Source organism: Paenibacillus sp. FSL H3-0333 (genome assembly GCF_038002805.1).
In the GTDB taxonomy this organism is placed as follows: Bacteria; Bacillota; Bacilli; order Paenibacillales; family Paenibacillaceae; genus Paenibacillus_AQ; species Paenibacillus_AQ silagei.
On record NZ_JBBODG010000001.1, the window covers coordinates 864,735 to 882,755 of the forward strand.

Genomic DNA, 18,021 nt, shown 5'->3' on the forward strand with positions numbered 1-18,021 from the left:
TGCATTAACCACACAGGGGGAGAAATTGATGCGTAAGCAAGCAACAAAACGAGTGTTCCTAATCACCGTATGTCTGGTATTGGTCCTGTCGCTACTAAGCGGCTGCAGCGGTAACAATTCCGCCGCACCGGCAGCTTCAGAGCAGCCGTCCGCTTCGCCGCAGGCGTCACAGCCAGCGGATACAAGTGCTGTACCGGCAGACTTCAAAGCGGGAACCTATAAAGCAGAGGCTGAAGGCAAGGATGGCAAGATTCAGGTTGAGGTGACGCTTGACGATCATTCGGTCATTACCGGAATCAATGTGGTCAGCCAGAACGAAACCGCCGGAATCGGGGTAGAGGCGATCAACAAGGTCAAGGAGGAGATTCTATCCGGCCAGACCCTGAATATTGATGCCGTCAGCGGTGCGTCCGAGTCCAGCAAGGCGATTCTGACCGCTGTGGAGGATGCGCTTAAGCAGGCGGGCGGCAATGTGGAGGCTTTTAAAACAAAGGCTGTAGTGAAATCGGGAGAAGGCAAGACCGAGCAGCTGTCCGCAGATGTGGTCGTGGTTGGTGCAGGTGCGTCCGGTGTGTCGGCAGCGGTATCGGCAGCTGATAAGGGCGCGAAGGTAATCCTGATCGAGAAAACAGCGACGATCGGCGGCGCTAGCAACCTGTCCTGGGCGGGCAAATTCTACAACTCCTCGGCCGCGCTAAGCAGCGGGCTGAAAGTAGAAGTCGAGAAGGAGATTGCCGACTGGATCGTGAACAATCACTGGCGTGTAGATGCGGCGGCGATCCGCCAATACGTTACGAAGTCGGGCGAGACCTATGACTGGCTGACCGGCAAGGGCTACACCACCACCTTCCTGAACTTCGCCGGGGAACAGCTCCATATGCTGCCTCCTTATGAGACCCGCCAGGAGCTGCTGCGCAAGATGCTTGCAGCATCCGTAGAGAAGGGCGGCGGACAGGTGATCACGGAGGCCACCGCGCAGAAGCTGATGACTGGCGCTAATGGAGAGGTGACCGGAGTCGTGGCCAAGAAGTCTGACGGAACAACGCTGGAGATTGCAGGGGCAAGCGTTGTAATGGCTACCGGCGGGTATGCCGGGAATAAAGAGATGGTTAAGGAAGCCTTTGGCTTCGAAGGCGTCAATGGTGGGCTTGGGCAGAACATCGGTGAAGGGCTGAAGATGTCCTGGGAGATCGGCGCGAAGGTGCCGGACAACTTCGGCGGGCAGATGCTGCACCAGACGCTGGCCAGAGCTACAGATAAGCTGAAGACGCAGTATGAGCCGTTTGAAGCCAGCTATCCGATGATGCTGTCTTACCTGCCAACCCTGATGAATGTCGGCCCTTCGGGCGCGAGATTCAGAGATGAAGCGGCGACGCTTACAGCGGTTGCGGCAGCGAATACCAGTGCTTTTAACGGAGCGTATCATCTGGTTATTGTCTCACAGGCGCAGCTGGATGCCCTTAAGGCCAAGGGGATGAAGGGGGTTCAGGCACCTAAGCTTCCGGGCATGCCGCCGGAATTCTATGCCTCCTATACAGACAAGTTCACGCTGGAGCAGCCATGGAAGGATGCCGATAAAGTCTTCGAATCCATGGTAGCGAACGGCGACGGCTTCAAGGGCAATACACTTGAGGAGCTGGCGAAGAATGCAGGGATGGACCCTGAAGTATTTACCGCTGAGTTCAAGCTCTATGAGGAAGCAGCGAAGACGGGCACCGATACGGAGTTCGGCAAGGCGAAGGAATATCTGGTTCCTATGGGCAGCAGCGGGCCGTATTACGCCGTTATTGCCGAGATCAACAACCTCTGTTCAGTAGGCGGTCTGCTGGTCAATACGAAGTTCCAGGTACTGAATGATAAGCGTCTGCCGGTCAAAGGGCTGTACGCCGTGGGCGTGGAGTCCGAAGGGGTGCTTTTCAATGATACCTATGTAGGCAACGGCGTTGGACTGGGCTACTCCTTCACCTCCGGGCGGCTTGGCGGCGAGGATGCGGCAGCGGGCGCATTGGCTAAGGAATAGCCCTTTATAAGTAATTTTCCTCTTTTTGCCGATAAAGAGTTGTCCTGAACTTTACGCGCGAGAAGAGGAGCGTCCGATGTATATTCCCATATCACGAATCAACGCCGCTTCGCTGACCCGCTCACCGCAACAGGCGGACCATACTTCTGCCGGTTCATCTTCGCTCAGCTTCCCGGAGATGATGGCAGCTGTGGGAGCGGCAATTGAGGATCAGGCACGCAGAATCAAGGCAAGGTACAGTCTGTCCGTCCGCATTATGGCGGTAGCCAAAGAGGGCAGCAAGGGGGAGAAGAACGGCTCAGGAGACCGGAGTGATCAGCGGGAGCTTATAATCGCTCCAAATATTCTGCAGCAGATGAGCAAAGATCCTGTGATGCAGCGTAAGGTGTATGGCTATCTTGACGAGTATGTGCGCGAGCCGCACTCCTCACCCGGCCATAGTCTGATCGTTCACAGGGACGGAACCTCCTCCCTTCTTCCTGCCGCCCCCAGACCAGCAGCCGTACAGGAGATTACCCATCTACATACCGGGCAACCGGAAATCGCGGGCAGCTTATACGATCAGGACAGACTGAAGCAGCTTGCGTTCCTCCGGGCCAGAAGAGCAGGCAGGCACCGGTAACAGAGTGTAATCCGCAAATAAGATCCCTGAATCCATGTTGTGGAGGCGGGGGTCTTTTTGTGAGGTTCTGCGCGTCCCTGAGGCGAACAATGGCCTATCCTCCTGCATAGCATATAGCACCTGCTTGCTATTTGTAAGTGGAAAGGGGGCGCATGGCTAATGGGTATCCAGCTTACTGCGATTCATTGGGTGTATCTGGTGTTTATTGTGTTCATTCTGGCGCTGCTGATCAAGCGGCGTGATACAACCATGATCTGTGTGACCGGGATTCTGGCGCTAGGGCTGCTGGCAACGGCGACGCTTAGCGGGTCGGTGTCGGGGATCTTTAATTCTTTTGTCTATGCAACCAGGGAGCTGCTCGGCACCATAATGATTATCTCCATTATCGTGGCGATGAGCCGGATTCTGATTATAACAGGCATCAACGAGACGATGGTATCTCCGCTCACCCGGTTCCTGCGCACACCGGCGATGGCCTACTGGGGAATCGGACTGATTATGATGATAACCTCGTTTTTCTTCTGGCCATCCCCTGCGGTAGCGCTGGTCGGGGCCGTTCTGCTGCCGGTGGCGGTCCGGGTCGGGCTGCCTGCGCTGGGCGCAGCGGTGGCCATGAACCTGTTCGGGCACGGGATCGCCCTCTCCGGCGATTATATTATTCAAGGCGCTCCGAAGCTGACGGCGGATGCCGCCGGTCTTCCGGTGTCGAGCGTGATGGAGGCCAGTATTCCGCTGGTGATCGTAATGGGGGTAGTGACCACGGTGAGTGCTTTCTGGATGATGAAGCGAGACCAGAAGAACGGCACCTGGAGAGAAGGCTTGGTCGCTTCCCCGGGAGCAGCAGAGCCGTCGGCTGATGCGGGGACGGATGATGACCAGCCAGTGCTCATGAGTGACCGTCTGCGCAAAGGGCTGGCGATCGCCATTCCGCTGCTCTTCCTGCTGGATGTGATCGGCATGTTCGTGCTTCACCTGCAAGGCGGCGATGCTACCGCGCTGGTCGGCGGAACCGCCGTGCTGATCCTGATTGTCATTACCCTGCTGGCCCATCGCGGCCAGGGGCAGGGCCTGGAGAAGATAACCGCTTATCTTATTGAAGGCTTCACCTTCGGCTTCAAGGTCTTCGGGCCGGTCATCCCGATTGCCGCCTTCTTCTATCTGGGCGACGCCGCCTTCACTGAGCTGTACGGCAAGGTGCTGCCGGACGGCTCGCACGGCATCGTGAACGACCTGGGCGTGGCCCTGGCGAATCACGTGCCGCTGAACGGGGCGGTGGGAGCCGTAACGCTGACGGTGATCGGCGCGATCACCGGCCTCGACGGCTCCGGGTTCTCCGGCATCTCGCTGGCCGGCTCGATTGCCGGGCTGTTCGCCGCCGCGATCCACTCCGGCGCGGCAACGCTGACCGCCCTTGGGCAGGTGGCCGCCATCTGGGTCGGCGGCGGCACCCTGATCCCGTGGGCGCTCATTCCCGCCGCTGCGATCTGCGGCGTCAGCCCGTTCGAGCTGGCCCGGCGCAATCTGAAGCCGGTCCTGCTGGGTCTTATGGCAATGACCATTGTCGCCATGTTCCTGGTGTAGGCACCGCTTAAGGTACCATACCCTCCACCCGCCCGGGCGCATACGGACCCCAGCGCCGTTATTTCCAGCAATCAGCCTGTTTTCGAACTCATGCGGACTCCAGAGCCTTTATTGCTCCCATTTGGCACAATTCGGCCTTGCTTTTGGGGGGATAAGGTCTCTCCAGTCCGCATGGAGCGAAAGGCCACGGTTTTGAGAGTAATAACGTCCGTACGGTCCGCATGTGAACCCCGCGCCTACAATCCGCATAAGATTTCCTTCCCTAATCCATCCTACAGAAGAACGGACATTGTGATGGAGGGGGAAATATAATATGAAGCATTACGAATCTAGTCTGCGCACCAACAGCACGGTGGATCAGGCGCACGATGCGGTGACGAAGCTGCATAACGCTGTAACCCAGGCTGTGAGCCATCCGACCGGGCAGATGATGGAGCAGGCAGAGAACAGCCTGGAGCACGCTGAGGAAGCCGTGCGCCATGCCCCGGAAGGTTCGGTCGGGAAACAAGGGGTAGGGCTGGTCCAAGAGAGGCTGGAGGAAGAGAAGCGCAGATTGTCTTCGCTGGATGGGCAGGTTGTCGAGTTCCGGGATTAGAGCCTGAAACAGGCTATGTTGAACAGGCATTCCCGAAGTTGATCCGGGGTGCCTGTTTGCTTTTAATGGTACCCGAGGGGCAATGGGGGGAGCTTGTGCAATCATTTGCCGGGAAATAGGTTATAAGGTAATGACGAGACCATTCAGAGGAGGTACATATCTATGCCGGAAGCGGATAACACTGATTCATGGAGTCCTCCGGAGACACCGGAGATGCTGTATGCCGCGCTTAAGGAGATTACCAAGTGGGAGAAAGAGCAGAATAGGCTGATGATCTGGGACCGGATTACCCGGTTGCCCTTCAAGCTGCTGGATGCAATCACGCCAAAGGTTATCCACGAGAAGGTAGGCCGGCTGCTTGATGAACTGGGCGGCTACATCCAGAACGGCGGCAACTATCTGGTGGCCGGGCGCAAGGTGGGCAAGCTCATGGAAGAGACAAGCCGGGCGGCGGGCGCTCCCTCTACCGGGCCTTACCCGCTGGTTGTCATGGATGCAGTGGCACTGAAGCTCGCGGAGCGGAGCCGGAATACGGCTACGGCTCAGGGGGCGACCACGGGCTTCGGCGGAATTTTCACACTGGCTGCCGATATTCCGGCTGTCCTGGGCCTCTCCTTGAAGGCGATTCAGGAGATCGGGTTGTGTTATGGCTACGATCCGACCGATAAGGCCGAGCGGATCTTCACCGTGAAGGTGATGCAGTTCGCCTCCTCCGATGTAGTGGGGAAGCGCACGCTGCTGAAGGAGCTGAATCTGCAGGCAGGCGAGGACGGCAACATTCTCGCCGCGACTCAGGAGACCGTCTCCAGGATTCAGGGCTGGAAGGAGGTAGTGACTGTATACCGCGACAATTGGGGCTGGAAAAAGCTGCTCCAGACCGTTCCGGTTGCAGGCATGTTCTTCGGCGCATACCTCAACCGGAAGACGCTGGAGGAGGTCACAGAGGCTGCGCGGATGCTCTACCGCAAAAGACGGATTATCTCCAGGCTGGCAGAGCTGGAGCAGAGATGATACGCTGAGGGCACTGTAGCAGGGCACGCATGGATAGGAGAGAGAAGATGAAACACACAGTTCCACAGCATAGCACTCAGGAGTTGATCCGGCAGGCGGAGTCCTTCATTACGGTCTGCTATCAGGAGCTGGGGTTAACAGAGGTTGAACGGGACCTTCGTCTGGCGGATATATTCGAAGAGGTGCAGCGCACAGGTACATACAGGCATACGGCAGAAGAGCTGGCGCACGGGGCAAGGATGGCCTGGCGCCATAACAGCCGCTGCATCGGAAGATTGTTCTGGCATTCTCTAGATGTGATTGACGCCCGCAGAGCAGAGACTGTCGCGGAGGTCGCGGAGGCGCTGCTGCATCATATGGAGCATGCGAATAACGGCGGCCGTATCCGGCCGGTCATTACCGTCTTCCGTAGTGAAGAGGAGCAAGGCCGTGCCATCCGGATCTGGAATCATCAGCTGATCCGCTATGCCGGTTATCCCGGGGACGGGGAGCATCCGCGTGCCGGTGATCCGGCCTCGGATGAATTCACCGCTGTCTGCCTCAGGCTGGGCTGGCAGGGCACGGGCGGGGATTTCGACATTCTGCCGCTCGTGATCAGCATCGGCCGGGAGGAGCCCCGTTACTTCCCAATCCCGCCAGGACTTGTACAGGAGGTGCCGCTCAGCCACCCGGAGCTCCCGCAGTTCACGGAGCTGGGCCTGCGCTGGTACTCCGTTCCGATTGTCTCGGACATGTGTCTGGAGATCGGCGGCATCCGTTACCCGGCAGCGCCATTCAACGGCTGGTACATGGAGACGGAGATCGGCTCGCGGAATTTCGGCGATACGGACCGCTACAACCGTCTGCCTGCGGTAGCTGACCTGCTAGGCCTGGACCGGTCCACTAATACCTCGCTGTGGAAGGACCGGGCACTGCTGGAACTGAACCGGGCTGTCCTCCATTCCTTCAAGCAGGCCGGGGTCAGTATTGTGGACCATCATACAGCGGCAGACCAGTTCGTCCGCTTCCAGGAACAGGAGCAGCAGCAGGGACGGGAAGTATCCGGCAAGTGGGGCTGGCTGATTCCGCCGATGTCGCCTTCCTCTACACCGATCTGGAATGACAACAAGCTGCGCGATTTGCAGCTAAGCCCGCGCTTCGTCTACCGGAAGAAGGAGGCTGATTCTCAGCAGCATGGCGCTGAGGCTGCAGAAGTGAAGGGCTGCCCTTTTCATCAGTCCATGAAGAGTGATTGATCAATAGCTGCCGGGTTTGCGCATCCTGAGGTGAAGGTGAGCACCTTCCTGGCTAATTCGATGCTGTGCAATATGGCGCTTACGCTGAACATGCCGGAATTGAAGCCGAAGCGCAAGTAACATATGAGCCAATCTGCACAAGATAGAAATAGTCACGTTACCCATTCTGTGATACTATTTATTTCTATATCCAATGAGGAAGTGAAGCTTAATGATCAGCATTACCATTCCGTCACCGGAAGTTATTATTTACAAGCAAGCTAACCCTGAGCTGAGCCATATTTACGGATTCACCGATTTCCACCTGATTACCCGCGAAGCCGGCGGCATCTTCATGTTCTACAATGATCAGGACGAGCTATTGTTTGTAGGCAAGGCCCGCAAGCTGAGACCGCGGATCAAGAAGCATTTCGAGGATAATGTATCTGTGATGAAGCCCCACCGCGATGAGGTTACCCGCATCGAAGTCTGCCTCGTCGAAGATCCGGTGGACAGAGAGATTTATGAGACCTACATTGTGAACAAGCTACGCGCGAAGTACAATGTCGAGAAGGTTCTGTATAAATAAGGTTTGGCGGAAAAGGCGTGGTCCCTGCGGACTGCGCTTTTTTTGAAAGATTATGTGCAGGTTCCACCCGATTATCCAGGCACTTCCGCCTCCGAAGGCCCGAATCCGCAGCGGTTTCCTCTTGTTTTAATAAACGAAATTTGAGACAATAAGGTATTGTTGCTGCTAATGTCCCTGTCAAGGTAGAATAGATAGATTGAACTTTAATGTTTTGAAAAGAGGATATGAAATGAATAAAGAATCCATTTATGGATTGACTTTGGAGCAATTGATGGCATGGCTGCTGGAACATGGCCACAAGAAATCCCGGGCCATTGCTGTCTGGGAATGGCTGTATCGCAAGCGGATCACCAGCTTCGCCGAGATGGACGGAATGAATCAGGAATGCATAGAGCTGCTGGAAGAGCATTATGTGTTTCAGACGATGGAAGAGCATGTCAAGCAGGAATCGGCCGACGGTACGGTGAAGTTCCTCTTCCGCCTCCAGGATGGCAACCTGATTGAGACAGTGATGATGCGGCAGAAGTACGGCTTGTCCGTATGTGTCACCACTCAGGTCGGCTGTAATATCGGGTGCAGCTTCTGTGCAAGCGGGCTGCTGGCGAAGAGCCGGGACCTGACCAGCGGCGAGATCGTGGAGCAGATTATGAAGGTCCAGCATTATCTGGATCAGGCCGGTCTGGGCCAGAAGGTCACCCATGTCGTAGTTATGGGGATCGGCGAGCCGTTCGATAACTTCCAGCATCTGCTGAACTTCCTGATTACAATTAAGGATCACAAGGGCCTGGCGATTGCCGGCAAAGGAATCACCGTATCCACCAGCGGCCTGGCGGACAAAATCAGAGAATTCGCCGACGCCAATATGCAGGTCAATCTGGCGATCTCGCTGCATGCCCCGAATAATGAGCTGCGGACACAGATTATGAAGATTAACCGGGCCATTCCTATAGAGAAGTTAATGCCGGCGATTGATTACTATCTGGAGAAGACGAACCGGAGAATCACGCTGGAGTATATCCTGCTGAAGGATATCAATGACCGCGAGGAGCATGCGCTGGAGCTGGCCGAGTTGATCGGAGACCGCCGCCAGCTGGCGAACGTCAACCTGATTCCGTATAATCCCGTAGATGAGCATAGCCAATATCAGCGGAGCAGTCGGGAGTCGGTGCGTGCCTTCTTCGATACGCTGAAGAAGCAGGGTGTCAGTGTCAGCACCCGGCTGGAGCAGGGTGTCGATATCGATGCGGCCTGCGGACAGCTGCGCAGCAAGCAGATTAAGAAGACCAAAGGCAAAGCCGCAGATACTGTGTTACAATAATCTGGCAGTGAATTGAGAAATGAGGAATGCAACTTGTTGACATTTACAAGCTACACCGTGGAGAACGTAAGAGATCCATTTAATATCCTAAGCGGCAAGCGATATGAGTTCGTCGTGAATATTGATGTGCCGGAGGATGATGAGCTGTACGTGGAGAACGGCGTGTCCGCCCGCGTGATTGTCAAAGTGGAAGAAGAGCAGACAAGCATTGTCAGCTACGATCTGCTGGAGACCTCGTCAGGCCAGCTGCTCGATTTCGATATGGAAGAAGATGAGGAAGCCGCGCTGCTTCAGTTCTGTTCGGAGCATGTACCTGCATAGGACAAGGCGGAAGTGGTCAAAGAAAAAGGAACTGCTTATTTCAGCAGTTCCTTTTTTTGTGCAAATCTACAAATGGATTCGCGTTCAAGCCCCAGCTTCACTAACCCAGGCAGCCTTCCACATAATAATGAATCTGCTTGTTCCACCACGGCCAGTCATGGCTGACATCATGGCCCCAGTAGTCGATCCGGGCCGGAATGCTCTTCTGCCCCAGCACCTCCTGAAGCAGCCGGGTCTCATGTAGCATCTCATCCTCATACGCCCCTTGACCGACACAGAGGATGATATTGCTGTTGCGGTACTGGTTCAGATAATGCTCATCCGTCAGCCCCGGCAGGTAGTGCAGCGGTGAATTTAGATAGACGTTCCCGCTCATATAGTCGCCGAAGAAGTAGTAGGTGGAGTAGACGCCGCTCAGGGCGATCAAGGTATCGAAATAGTGCGGATAACGGAAAAAGAAGCTGGCGCTGTAATAAGCGCCCATCGAGCAGCCTGAGATCAGAATGCGCTGGTCGGTCCCGCCGTTGCTGTGTTTGCTCTCATGGAGGATGCCGGGAATCAGCTCATGCGCAATATATTTGTCATATTGTTCATGACGGTGTATCCGGTCCTCATTGTTCCAGTGGGTGGAGAAGAAGGTCTCTTCATCCAGACTGTCGCAGGCCCAGATCTGCAGCTTGCCCGCCTCAATGAAGGACGAGAGCGTATCGATCATGCCCGAATCCTCATATTGATAAAAGCGTCCAAGCGAGGTGGGGAAGACGAGCATCGGTTTGCCGGCGTGGCCGTATATTTTATACTCCATGTCTCTGCCCAGGTTGTGGCTGTACTCCTTATGGTAGCTTATCCTCATCCGTTAACACATCCTATCCCTCTTCTTGTTGAATATAGCCTCTAATGTCTCTGACCTCCGAAAGCTCGGGTGAACGGAACTGATAAGCGCGGTTGCCCATTGCTCTGCTGAAGACCTCTTCAATCTCGTCATAATTGACAATCTTTCCGCCGAATGCACGGTAGATGTCCTCATGGCTGTGAGCGTAATGCTTATGATTCTTGCGGCTGGCATAGCCGGTATAATATTTGCCTTCGTATGGACCGCCGACCTCATTATGCACAACCATGCTGGCCCATTCCTTATACACATTGACATCATAGGCGAAGTTAATCGCATCAGTCATCCAGGCGCCGGGCGGGCGCATATTCACTTCCAGGGCAATGATCCGGCCATCCTTGTGCGATTTGAACAGCTCGATATGGAAGAACCGTTCCCGGATGTCAAAAGCCTGCAAAATGCTCCGCCCCGCCTCCTCGACCTCCGGACTGATCTCCCGCAGACAGAAGTAGTAGAGGTGATTGTCCGTATTGACGACATCCATCACACTGTTCTCGAACAGGTGGCTGACCGCGAAGCGTACATTCCCGTCCCTGTCCACCAGCCCGTCATAGGTGAGGATGACCCCGTCTATGAATTCTTCAATAATGAAGGCTACATCCTCCGGCTTCGTGTCAAAAAAGTGCTGGAGCTCCTCTTCGTTATTGATCTTATACGTGTTACTGGCCCCGGAGCCAAGATCGGGCTTCACCACCAGCGGGAAGCCGGCACTCTGGATGAAGCTCTCGACGCTCTCACGCGTTGTACCGGTGGAGAACTGGACGGTGCTTACCCCGCTTTTGCGGAAAAATTCCTTCATCTTGGACTTCTGCTTCAGGTTATGGACGAAATCCGACTTGGTGCCGTAGATGTTGAAGTCCGTTCGGATCGCGGCATCCTGCTCCAGCCAGTATTCATTCAGCGACTCGAAGCGGTCAATCTTGCCGTATTTATGGGTGAAATAGCCGACAGCCCGCAGAATCTCCTCATAGCTCTCCAGATTGTTTACCTTATAGTATTCGGTCAGTGCCGATTTCAGCTTGTCCTCCAACTGGTCATAGGCTGCATCGCCAATCCCAAGCACCGTGGCCCCCTGCTCCCGCAGGTGCGTACAGAATTCAGCGCTGTTCTTGGGGAAATGCGGGGAAAAGAAAATAAAGTTCATGCAGACCGGCCCCTTTGACTAAAATATAATTCCGAGTTATTTTGTATGATTAATTCAATCTACCAGCTTCGCCAGCATCCGTCAATCCTCTTGGTGCTATTTTTGCTGCAGGGTACGGTTGAGCCGGGCGAGCAGTCCGCTGAAGAGTTCGCAGTCCTCCGTGGACCAGTCCCCGAAGATCTCCCCGTAGCGCGCAAGCCGGATGTCCCGGGCCTCGGCGAAGGTCTGTGCACCAAGCGCAGTAAGCTGAAAATAGCTGGAGCGCCCATCCTGCGGATCAGGCACCCGTTCCACATAGTTCTTCGCCTCCAGGACACTTGTCTGCCTACTGATGGTAGAGGTGTCGAGGCCGAATTGTTCGGCAAGCGCCTTAACGCCTACCTTGTCGTGTATCGACAGATGGTGGAGCAGGGTATACGAGGAGCGGTCCAGCCCGCCGTGCTTCTTATCCAGCGAGCCGTGGCGGATCAGCGTAATCAGCTCCTGGTTCAGAGCTTCGAGGTGCTTATCCTTCTGTTCATCAGCCATAGTTAGATTCCGTCCTTTACCGGTTACTTTGTCATATGTCTCCCTAGTATAAGTGATAATACCGGCCTTATGCTAAGTCACCGGATATTGCCGCCTTGTTATGAAAGAATCATGAAATAAGTCACATTGACTTTCAAACATATAGTTGTATAATACACATATATTAAATTAATTGTATCATACACCTATATTGGGGTGAACCGCAAAATAGAGGAGAGAGCGCCCTTGAGCAGTCCGGCGGCAAAACATTCATCATTCTGGCTGATTATTCTGGCCATTTTTTTCGGCAATTTCATGGCTATTCTCAGTACAACCACCATTAACGTAGCGTTCCCGGTCTTCCTGAAGGACTTCCACGTCGGGATCAGCACCGTACAGTGGATGATTACCGGCTATCTGCTGGCTACCGGCGTCATTGCACCTGTGGTGGGTTATTTCGGGGATAAATGGAGCTATAAGGTTCTCTACGTATTCGCCCTGTCGGGCTTCACCTTGTTCTCGGCACTGTGTACGGTGGCCTGGAATATTCATTCACTGATTACCTTCCGCATTATCCAGGGAATATTCGGCGGCCTGATCATCCCTACCACCATGACGATGATTTATCAGTTTATCGACAAAGAAAAGCAGGCCTTCGCGATGAGCCTCTGGAGCCTGTCCTCGATGCTGGCGCCTGCCTTCGGCCCGACACTTGGCGGCTGGCTGACCGGATACTTCGGCTGGAAATCGCTGTTCGTGATCAATCTGCCGATTGGCCTGATTGCCATTGGTGTAGCTCTGAAGTGCCTGCCGTTCCAGCGGCAGAACACCGGGAGCAGAAGCTTTGATCTGCCGGGCTTCGTCACAGTCATTCTGAGCAGTGCCTTCATTATTCTGGCTTTCAATAAAGGGGGCGCCTGGGGCTGGACGTCATGGAATACCCTGACCTTGCTGCTGGTTGGGGCGGCGGCCTTAACGTATTTCATCCGCAGGGAGCTGTCGATCCAGGAGCCGCTGCTGAATCTGAAGGTATTCCGGCAGAGCCGGTTCACCTACAGCCTGATCATCAACTGTATTATTACCGTTGCGTTATACTCGGGGACCTTCCTGATCCCGGTCTTCCTGCAGGATATCCAGCAGTCTACCCCGCTGAAGACCGCGCTGGTGCTATTGCCGGGCTCCATCGTGATGGCTGTACTGTCACCGGTGGTCGGCAAGCTGTACTCCCGGATTGGACCGTTCTGGCTGATCCTGGGCGGTATTCTGCTGCTGAGCGCCTCAACCTGGGAGCTTGCCCACATCACGCTGGCCGTGACCCATACCCGTGTCGCGGTGCTTATGGCATTGCGCAATGTCGGCATTACGCTGGCCTTCATGCCGGTGACCAATGCCGGAATGTCGGCGGTGCCAAGGGCCATCACCGGCCACGCCTCCTCCGTGACCAACTGGGTCCGCCAGGCTACAGGTGCCTTGTCCATTGCCGTATTCAGCTCGCTGCTCGCTTCTAGATCGCTGGCCCACCAGCAGGAGCTGGCGGATGGGCCAGCCCGGGCAGCCGGTTCTCTGTTGAAGGCGCAGGGGATGACGATGGGCGTGCAGGATATTTTCCTGATCGCTACGGCAGTGGGGCTGCTGGCTATTCCGCTGACCTTTCTCCTGAGAAGCGGCAGAGGCAAGCCTGCAGCGGCCCCTGCTCCGCAGGCAGAGGCTTGAAGCCGGGACTCTGCCGTAAATACTCCTTAATAATGCGTTATAGCGCTTTCTCTTCGCATGTTGGGCGATTATGAGTTAGAATACTATAAAGTGAGCAAATAATAGGAGTTGTATACATGTCTAATAATGACGAAGTATTTTTGACCAAAGAAGGCTTGGCCAAGCTGGAGGAAGAGCTGAGGGAACTGAAGGGAGCAGGGCGCAAGGAGCTTGCAGCCCGGCTTAAGCTGGCGATCAGCTACGGCGATCTGAAGGAGAACAGCGAATACCACTCCGCCAAGGAGGATCAATCCTTCATGGAGACCCGCATTATGATTCTCGAGAAGATGCTGATTAAGGCGCAGATCGTGGATGCCAGCAATATGGATCTGAGTACAGTCAGCGTAGGCTGCATCGTTATCCTCAACGATGTGGAGTACTCGGAGAAGATTGAATATAGAGTGGTTGGCCCGGCGGAAGCCGATGTGCTGGACAACAAGATCTCCTACGAGAGCCCGCTCGGCAAAGAGCTGATCGGCAAAAAGGTAGGCGATATCATCAGCGTCAATGCCCCGATGGGGATCATCAAATACGAGCTGCTTGAGATCAAAATGCTGTAAAAGGAAGACCTAACCGGAATCCCGTGGCCCTTAATTTAAGGGTGCGGGATTTTTTTTTATGTTTTGGGGCCCCCGCAAAGTACCTGAGTCATCATCTAAGCTAAAGCCCCGCTTTGTGGGGTTATTTTGTCTGCACGGGGCGGGGGTCATAGGCAATTGCTATCAAGGATATTGCTTCCTTGTCTTAGACGCTCTCTGCCGGGAGGGTTATAGTAGAAAATAACTACTACATAGAGGAGTCCTGGCTTGTGATTCAGACTGTACTCACGACACTTGTTGAGGTCATCGTACCGCTGTCCATTCCGGTGGCCGCCGGTGCGCTGCTTGGACGGTATAAGCAGCTCGATACGAAGCCTCTGCTGACGCTGTACCTGTATTTTCTCAGTCCGGCTATTATTCTGGACACGCTGGCTACGGCGGATATCTCCTTCGATGATGTCTATAAGACACTGGCGTTCTCGCTCATGAACCTGTTTCTGCTGTGGGGTGTGGCGACCCTAATCGGTAAAATGCTGAAGCTGGCTCCGCCGGAGGCCGCCGGTCTTACGCTCATCTCCACCTTCACGAACAGCGTCAATTACGGCCTGCCGCTGGTGCTGCTGGCCTTCGGCCAGCTGGGCCTGGACAAGGCATCGGTCTATGTCATCGCCCAGATGGTGATCGTGAATACGATCGGCGTGTATTTTGCCGCCCGGTCACAGTTCTCCGTGCGCAGCGCGTTGAAGTCCGTCTTCTCGCTGCCGGCCATCTACGCCGCCATCCTGGCGCTGCTGCTGCGGGCGCTTGGCCTTCATATGCCGCATGAGCTGGCCTCAGGCGTTGCGATGGCTGCCGGAGCATATTCGCCGGTAGTACTGGCGATCCTCGGCGCGCAGATGGTCAAGGTCCAGGCAGCACATACGGAGCGCAATGTGCAGCTGGCCTTCTGGACGGGGCTGACCGTCCGGCTGGTGCTGGCTCCGCTTCTGGCTGCGCTGGTGCTGCTCGCCCTGAACATCACAGGCACCCTGTTCTCGGTGCTGCTGATTCTGGCTTCCATGCCGGTGGCTGTCAATTCCGTCGTCCTGGCCGAACGCTTCGGCAGCTCGCCTGCGCTGGTCTCACGCTGTATCGTCTGGACGACGCTGGCCTCCTTCCTGGTCCTGCCGGTGCTGATTGCGGCGGTGGGGGGATAGGGTTCGCGGGCTGAATGTATGCGAAAAACTGAATAGAGGGGCAATAGTGCCCCCCTGGAAGTAATTATTAAGACACAGGCACTTCACTCATCAGTGCATGTACATTTTGATCGGGGTCCTGAAAGAACGTCATCCAGGTTGCGGTTTGACCCATCTCAGCCACTTTATGCGGCTTGTCCAGGAAATGCACATTCCGCCCGACTAACGTTTCGTACGATGCGTGTATATTGTCAACTTGGAAATAGAACACCGAGCTGGGATGATCGAACCGCGGGTCTTCAGCAATACTCAAGACCATCTGAAGTCCGTTACACTCCAGGAAAGTCATGTTTGGGATCTGAAATAACAGGTTTAGGCCTAGGGTATCTTGATAGAACCGGGTGGCAGCTTCCATGTCATGTACCCGAATGGATATTTGCCCAATGCCTTTGATTTGAAATTCTGAATTCATGTGAATATCGCTCCCTTGTTATATTGTATGTTCCACGCAGTAAATGTAACATGTGCGGATGAAGCGTTACTTTTCCAAAATCACTTTTTTCTAAACATCCGGGGTGAGTATCCCATTCTTTGTTTAAAAACCTTATTGAAGGAAGAGACATTGTCGAAGCCAACACTTAGGCTAATCTCGGTTACACTGCTTTCCGTTTGAGCAAGGAGACGCTGTGCTTCAAGTATCCTTTTTTCGAGGATGAACTGGTGTGGCGTTCTTTTGAAAAAGTGGCGGAAGTTGCGGATCAGATGGTTTTTAGAAAGACAAGCGACTCTTGAAACTTCTTCAAGGGACACGTTTTGGTTGTAATAAGCATGTAAGTACTCGTATGCTAGTGTCAACCGCCGAAAGAGTTCTTCTCTAGTGGCTGGCCGCATACCTGGCAATGTATTAATTTCTTGAGAAATCTTCTGGTGGACGTTAAGCATTGCTTGAATTAGACTTTGATATTGTTCATCGACCCAGAGATTCTCGCTACCGAGTGCAGGTAAGGAATTCTTGAAGTTCTCGAGAAGTGGAGTTATCAGATGACTATTGCGGTATGACTTGGTGTGAAATTGCAACGGGTGCGTTGTTTCTGAAAATGGATCGTCTAAGGACTTCTCTATTCCTAAATGAACGGCTCTATGAACCTCTTCAGCAAAGCCAGTCTTGAAAAATACACAAAAAGAGTCGACTTCGGTTTCTGACTCAATGGCTATAGCGTACTGCTCCCCTTCATTTAACAGGAGGTAGCCCTCTCGCTCAACAGCATAATGGCCGAGTTTTGTTTTGTAATAGGCTCGGCCATTCCGAAATGTCTTTAAGGAAAGGGGGCCAGTGCCTTCCCAATGATGAGTTGTACTTCGCGCTTGCAGAACGAAGTTCCGCTGGAACAAAGGGAATCTGGAGGTTCCCATCTATAGAGTTCATCCCCTTCCACAGTTGGTCCATTCCATTCTACAATAGTCCACAGCAATAACAAAGAAGCTCCCTCTTCATGATCTGAAGGGGGAGCTTCTTGTATGCAGTGAGACGGGTTCATGCAGAACGACGGGGGAGCCTCAGTCCGGCTGGCCTTCAGCGACCTGGATGGTGAAGATGAAGGTAGCTCCGCCCACTAGACCCGGCTTGGCATAGATCGTTCCGCCCATGAGGTCGACCAGCATTTTGCAGATGGACAGCCCGAGTCCGGTTCCGCCGAACTTGCGGTTGATGGTGGCTCCGATCTGGGTGAACGGCTGGAACAGATAGTTCATCTTATCCGCTGGAATGCCAATGCCGGTATCTTCAATAATGAATTCCAGCTCCAGCAGCTTATCCATAGCCTGCCGGAGATGGACATGCACTTTGACGCCGCCGGTGATCGTGAACTTGATGGCATTGCCGATCAGGTTATTCAGTACCTGGCGCAGACGGTTGGGGTCACCGATAAGCAGGGCAGGAATGTCAGAATCAATAGAGGTCTCCAGGGTCAGGTTGCGTTCTTTCGCCAGAGCCCTGAACAGATCGACCGTTTCTTTGATGCAGGAGTGAAGATTGAAGAGCTCGTAATCCAGCTCCATTTTACCGGATTCGATCTTGGTGAAGTCCAGGATGTGCGTAATGACAGAGACAAGCGCGTGACCGCTGGTATGAATGATTTCGGCCATCTCCTGGTCGTCAGCAGACAGCTCGGAGGAACGAAGCACATCCGACATGGCAATAATCCCGTTCAGCGGGGTGCGGATCTCATGGCTCATCATGGCAAGGAAACCGCTCTTGATCCGCAACGCCAACTCGGCCGTCTCCTTCAGCTCGGTCAGGATGCCGTTGGCCTTCTCCAGCTCCTGCGTTTTGAGCTGCAGCTCCTTGCGGGTCTGGTAGAGACGGACGAAGCCGTCAATCTTGCTTTTTAACACGGTCGGATGGAACGGCTTGGTCAGATAGTCAATGGCCCCGGCCGAGTAAGCCAGCATATAGTTCTCCAGCTCCGAGGTCAGCGAGGTTAAGAAAATAATAGGGATATCCCGTGACTTCTGACGCATCTTAATCCTTTTCGCCGTTTCAAATCCGTTCATGCCAGGCATGAGCACATCCATAATGATCAGGGCGAATTCCTGCTCCAGCAGACATTTCAGAGCATCCAGGCCCGAGAGGGCTTGAACCAGCCGGTAGGGTGAATCGGCCAGCAATGCCTGAATGGACAGGAACTCGTCTGCCCGGTCATCTACAACCAAAATATTAATCGGATACTCCATGCTGCCTC

General features: G+C 54.3%; 18 protein-coding genes. 12 read left to right on the forward strand and 6 right to left on the reverse strand.

Annotated elements, in window-relative coordinates; genetic code table 11:
- Positions 1–28 precede the first annotated feature (28 nt).
- The 9 genes from MHH78_RS03960 to MHH78_RS04000 all read left to right on the forward strand — a co-directional run bounded on the left by MHH78_RS03960 (position 29) and on the right by MHH78_RS04000 (position 9,271).
- Positions 29–2,020, forward strand: coding sequence for an FAD-dependent oxidoreductase (locus MHH78_RS03960; protein ID WP_209868738.1), 1,992 nt, complete (start codon positions 29–31; stop codon positions 2,018–2,020).
- 76 nt (positions 2,021–2,096) lie between these two features.
- Positions 2,097–2,642, forward strand: coding sequence for a hypothetical protein (locus tag MHH78_RS03965; RefSeq protein WP_341166658.1), 546 nt, complete (start codon positions 2,097–2,099; stop codon positions 2,640–2,642).
- A gap of 159 nt (positions 2,643–2,801) precedes the next feature.
- A complete protein-coding gene (locus tag MHH78_RS03970; protein WP_341166659.1) occupies positions 2,802–4,223 on the forward strand; it encodes a hypothetical protein in 1,422 nt (473 codons plus the stop codon).
- 313 nt (positions 4,224–4,536) lie between these two features.
- Entirely contained in the window at positions 4,537–4,818 is a 282-nt protein-coding gene (locus tag MHH78_RS03975) for a hypothetical protein (protein ID WP_341166660.1), read from the forward strand.
- Between the two features lie 162 nt (positions 4,819–4,980).
- On the forward strand, positions 4,981–5,829 hold the full coding sequence (locus MHH78_RS03980; RefSeq protein WP_341166661.1) for an EcsC family protein: 849 nt from the start codon (positions 4,981–4,983) through the stop codon (positions 5,827–5,829).
- 47 nt (positions 5,830–5,876) lie between these two features.
- On the forward strand, positions 5,877–7,064 hold the full coding sequence (locus MHH78_RS03985; RefSeq protein ID WP_341166662.1) for a nitric oxide synthase oxygenase: 1,188 nt from the start codon (positions 5,877–5,879) through the stop codon (positions 7,062–7,064).
- A 211-nt stretch (positions 7,065–7,275) separates the two neighbouring features.
- Positions 7,276–7,632, forward strand: a complete 357-nt coding sequence (locus MHH78_RS03990; RefSeq protein ID WP_036722768.1) for a nucleotide excision repair endonuclease — start codon at positions 7,276–7,278, stop codon at positions 7,630–7,632.
- Between the two features lie 229 nt (positions 7,633–7,861).
- Complete coding sequence (gene rlmN, locus MHH78_RS03995) at positions 7,862–8,950, forward strand: 23S rRNA (adenine(2503)-C(2))-methyltransferase RlmN (RefSeq protein WP_341166663.1); 1,089 nt, start codon at positions 7,862–7,864, stop codon at positions 8,948–8,950.
- A gap of 33 nt (positions 8,951–8,983) precedes the next feature.
- Entirely contained in the window at positions 8,984–9,271 is a 288-nt protein-coding gene (locus MHH78_RS04000; RefSeq protein WP_076081434.1) for a DUF6509 family protein, read from the forward strand.
- Positions 9,272–9,371: 100 nt separating this feature from the next.
- On the opposite strand, the gene MHH78_RS04005 is transcribed toward MHH78_RS04000, so the two are convergent.
- The 3 genes from MHH78_RS04005 to MHH78_RS04015 form a co-directional block, all read right to left on the reverse strand.
- Entirely contained in the window at positions 9,372–10,124 is a 753-nt protein-coding gene (locus tag MHH78_RS04005; protein WP_341166664.1) for an esterase family protein, read from the reverse strand.
- A 13-nt stretch (positions 10,125–10,137) separates the two neighbouring features.
- Entirely contained in the window at positions 10,138–11,307 is a 1,170-nt protein-coding gene (locus tag MHH78_RS04010) for an ATP-grasp domain-containing protein (RefSeq protein WP_076081439.1), read from the reverse strand.
- Between the two features lie 96 nt (positions 11,308–11,403).
- Positions 11,404–11,835 carry a MarR family winged helix-turn-helix transcriptional regulator gene (locus MHH78_RS04015; RefSeq protein WP_341166665.1) on the reverse strand — a complete coding sequence of 144 codons (432 nt, stop codon included), beginning with the start codon at positions 11,833–11,835 and terminating at the stop codon, positions 11,404–11,406.
- Between the two features lie 225 nt (positions 11,836–12,060).
- On the opposite strand from MHH78_RS04015, the gene MHH78_RS04020 reads away from it, so the two are divergent.
- The 3 genes from MHH78_RS04020 to MHH78_RS04030 all read left to right on the forward strand — a co-directional run bounded on the left by MHH78_RS04020 (position 12,061) and on the right by MHH78_RS04030 (position 15,301).
- The gene (locus tag MHH78_RS04020) at positions 12,061–13,527 is read left to right on the forward strand and encodes an MDR family MFS transporter (RefSeq protein ID WP_341166666.1); all 1,467 of its coding nucleotides are present in this window, start codon (positions 12,061–12,063) and stop codon (positions 13,525–13,527) included.
- 116 nt (positions 13,528–13,643) lie between these two features.
- Positions 13,644–14,126 (forward strand): transcription elongation factor GreA, encoded by a 483-nt coding sequence (gene greA, locus MHH78_RS04025; protein ID WP_036691918.1) that lies wholly within the window; start codon positions 13,644–13,646, stop codon positions 14,124–14,126.
- 248 nt (positions 14,127–14,374) lie between these two features.
- Positions 14,375–15,301 (forward strand): AEC family transporter, encoded by a 927-nt coding sequence (locus tag MHH78_RS04030; RefSeq protein ID WP_339252186.1) that lies wholly within the window; start codon positions 14,375–14,377, stop codon positions 15,299–15,301.
- A 67-nt stretch (positions 15,302–15,368) separates the two neighbouring features.
- On the opposite strand, the gene MHH78_RS04035 is transcribed toward MHH78_RS04030, so the two are convergent.
- The 3 genes from MHH78_RS04035 to MHH78_RS04045 form a co-directional block, all read right to left on the reverse strand.
- Positions 15,369–15,752, reverse strand: a complete 384-nt coding sequence (locus MHH78_RS04035) for a VOC family protein (RefSeq protein ID WP_209868718.1) — start codon at positions 15,750–15,752, stop codon at positions 15,369–15,371.
- Positions 15,753–15,832: 80 nt separating this feature from the next.
- Positions 15,833–16,693, reverse strand: coding sequence for a helix-turn-helix domain-containing protein (locus MHH78_RS04040; RefSeq protein WP_340750987.1), 861 nt, complete (start codon positions 16,691–16,693; stop codon positions 15,833–15,835).
- 144 nt (positions 16,694–16,837) lie between these two features.
- Positions 16,838–18,013, reverse strand: coding sequence for an ATP-binding response regulator (locus tag MHH78_RS04045; RefSeq protein ID WP_339252181.1), 1,176 nt, complete (start codon positions 18,011–18,013; stop codon positions 16,838–16,840).
- Positions 18,014–18,021 lie beyond the last annotated feature (8 nt).

Coding starts and splice junctions, on each gene's coding strand:
- MHH78_RS04035 (WP_209868718.1), bottom strand. CDS start 15,752: ATGAATTCAGAATTTCAAATCAAAGGCATTGGGCAAATATCCATTCGG.
- MHH78_RS03975 (WP_341166660.1), top strand. CDS start 4,537: ATGAAGCATTACGAATCTAGTCTGCGCACCAACAGCACGGTGGATCAG.
- MHH78_RS04040 (WP_340750987.1), bottom strand. CDS start 16,693: ATGGGAACCTCCAGATTCCCTTTGTTCCAGCGGAACTTCGTTCTGCAA.
- MHH78_RS03980 (WP_341166661.1), top strand. CDS start 4,981: ATGCCGGAAGCGGATAACACTGATTCATGGAGTCCTCCGGAGACACCG.
- rlmN (WP_341166663.1), top strand. CDS start 7,862: ATGAATAAAGAATCCATTTATGGATTGACTTTGGAGCAATTGATGGCA.
- MHH78_RS03970 (WP_341166659.1), top strand. CDS start 2,802: ATGGGTATCCAGCTTACTGCGATTCATTGGGTGTATCTGGTGTTTATT.
- MHH78_RS03985 (WP_341166662.1), top strand. CDS start 5,877: ATGAAACACACAGTTCCACAGCATAGCACTCAGGAGTTGATCCGGCAG.
- MHH78_RS04015 (WP_341166665.1), bottom strand. CDS start 11,835: ATGGCTGATGAACAGAAGGATAAGCACCTCGAAGCTCTGAACCAGGAG.
- MHH78_RS03960 (WP_209868738.1), top strand. CDS start 29: ATGCGTAAGCAAGCAACAAAACGAGTGTTCCTAATCACCGTATGTCTG.
- MHH78_RS04005 (WP_341166664.1), bottom strand. CDS start 10,124: ATGAGGATAAGCTACCATAAGGAGTACAGCCACAACCTGGGCAGAGAC.
- MHH78_RS04010 (WP_076081439.1), bottom strand. CDS start 11,307: ATGAACTTTATTTTCTTTTCCCCGCATTTCCCCAAGAACAGCGCTGAA.
- MHH78_RS03990 (WP_036722768.1), top strand. CDS start 7,276: ATGATCAGCATTACCATTCCGTCACCGGAAGTTATTATTTACAAGCAA.
- MHH78_RS04045 (WP_339252181.1), bottom strand. CDS start 18,013: ATGGAGTATCCGATTAATATTTTGGTTGTAGATGACCGGGCAGACGAG.
- greA (WP_036691918.1), top strand. CDS start 13,644: ATGTCTAATAATGACGAAGTATTTTTGACCAAAGAAGGCTTGGCCAAG.
- MHH78_RS03965 (WP_341166658.1), top strand. CDS start 2,097: ATGTATATTCCCATATCACGAATCAACGCCGCTTCGCTGACCCGCTCA.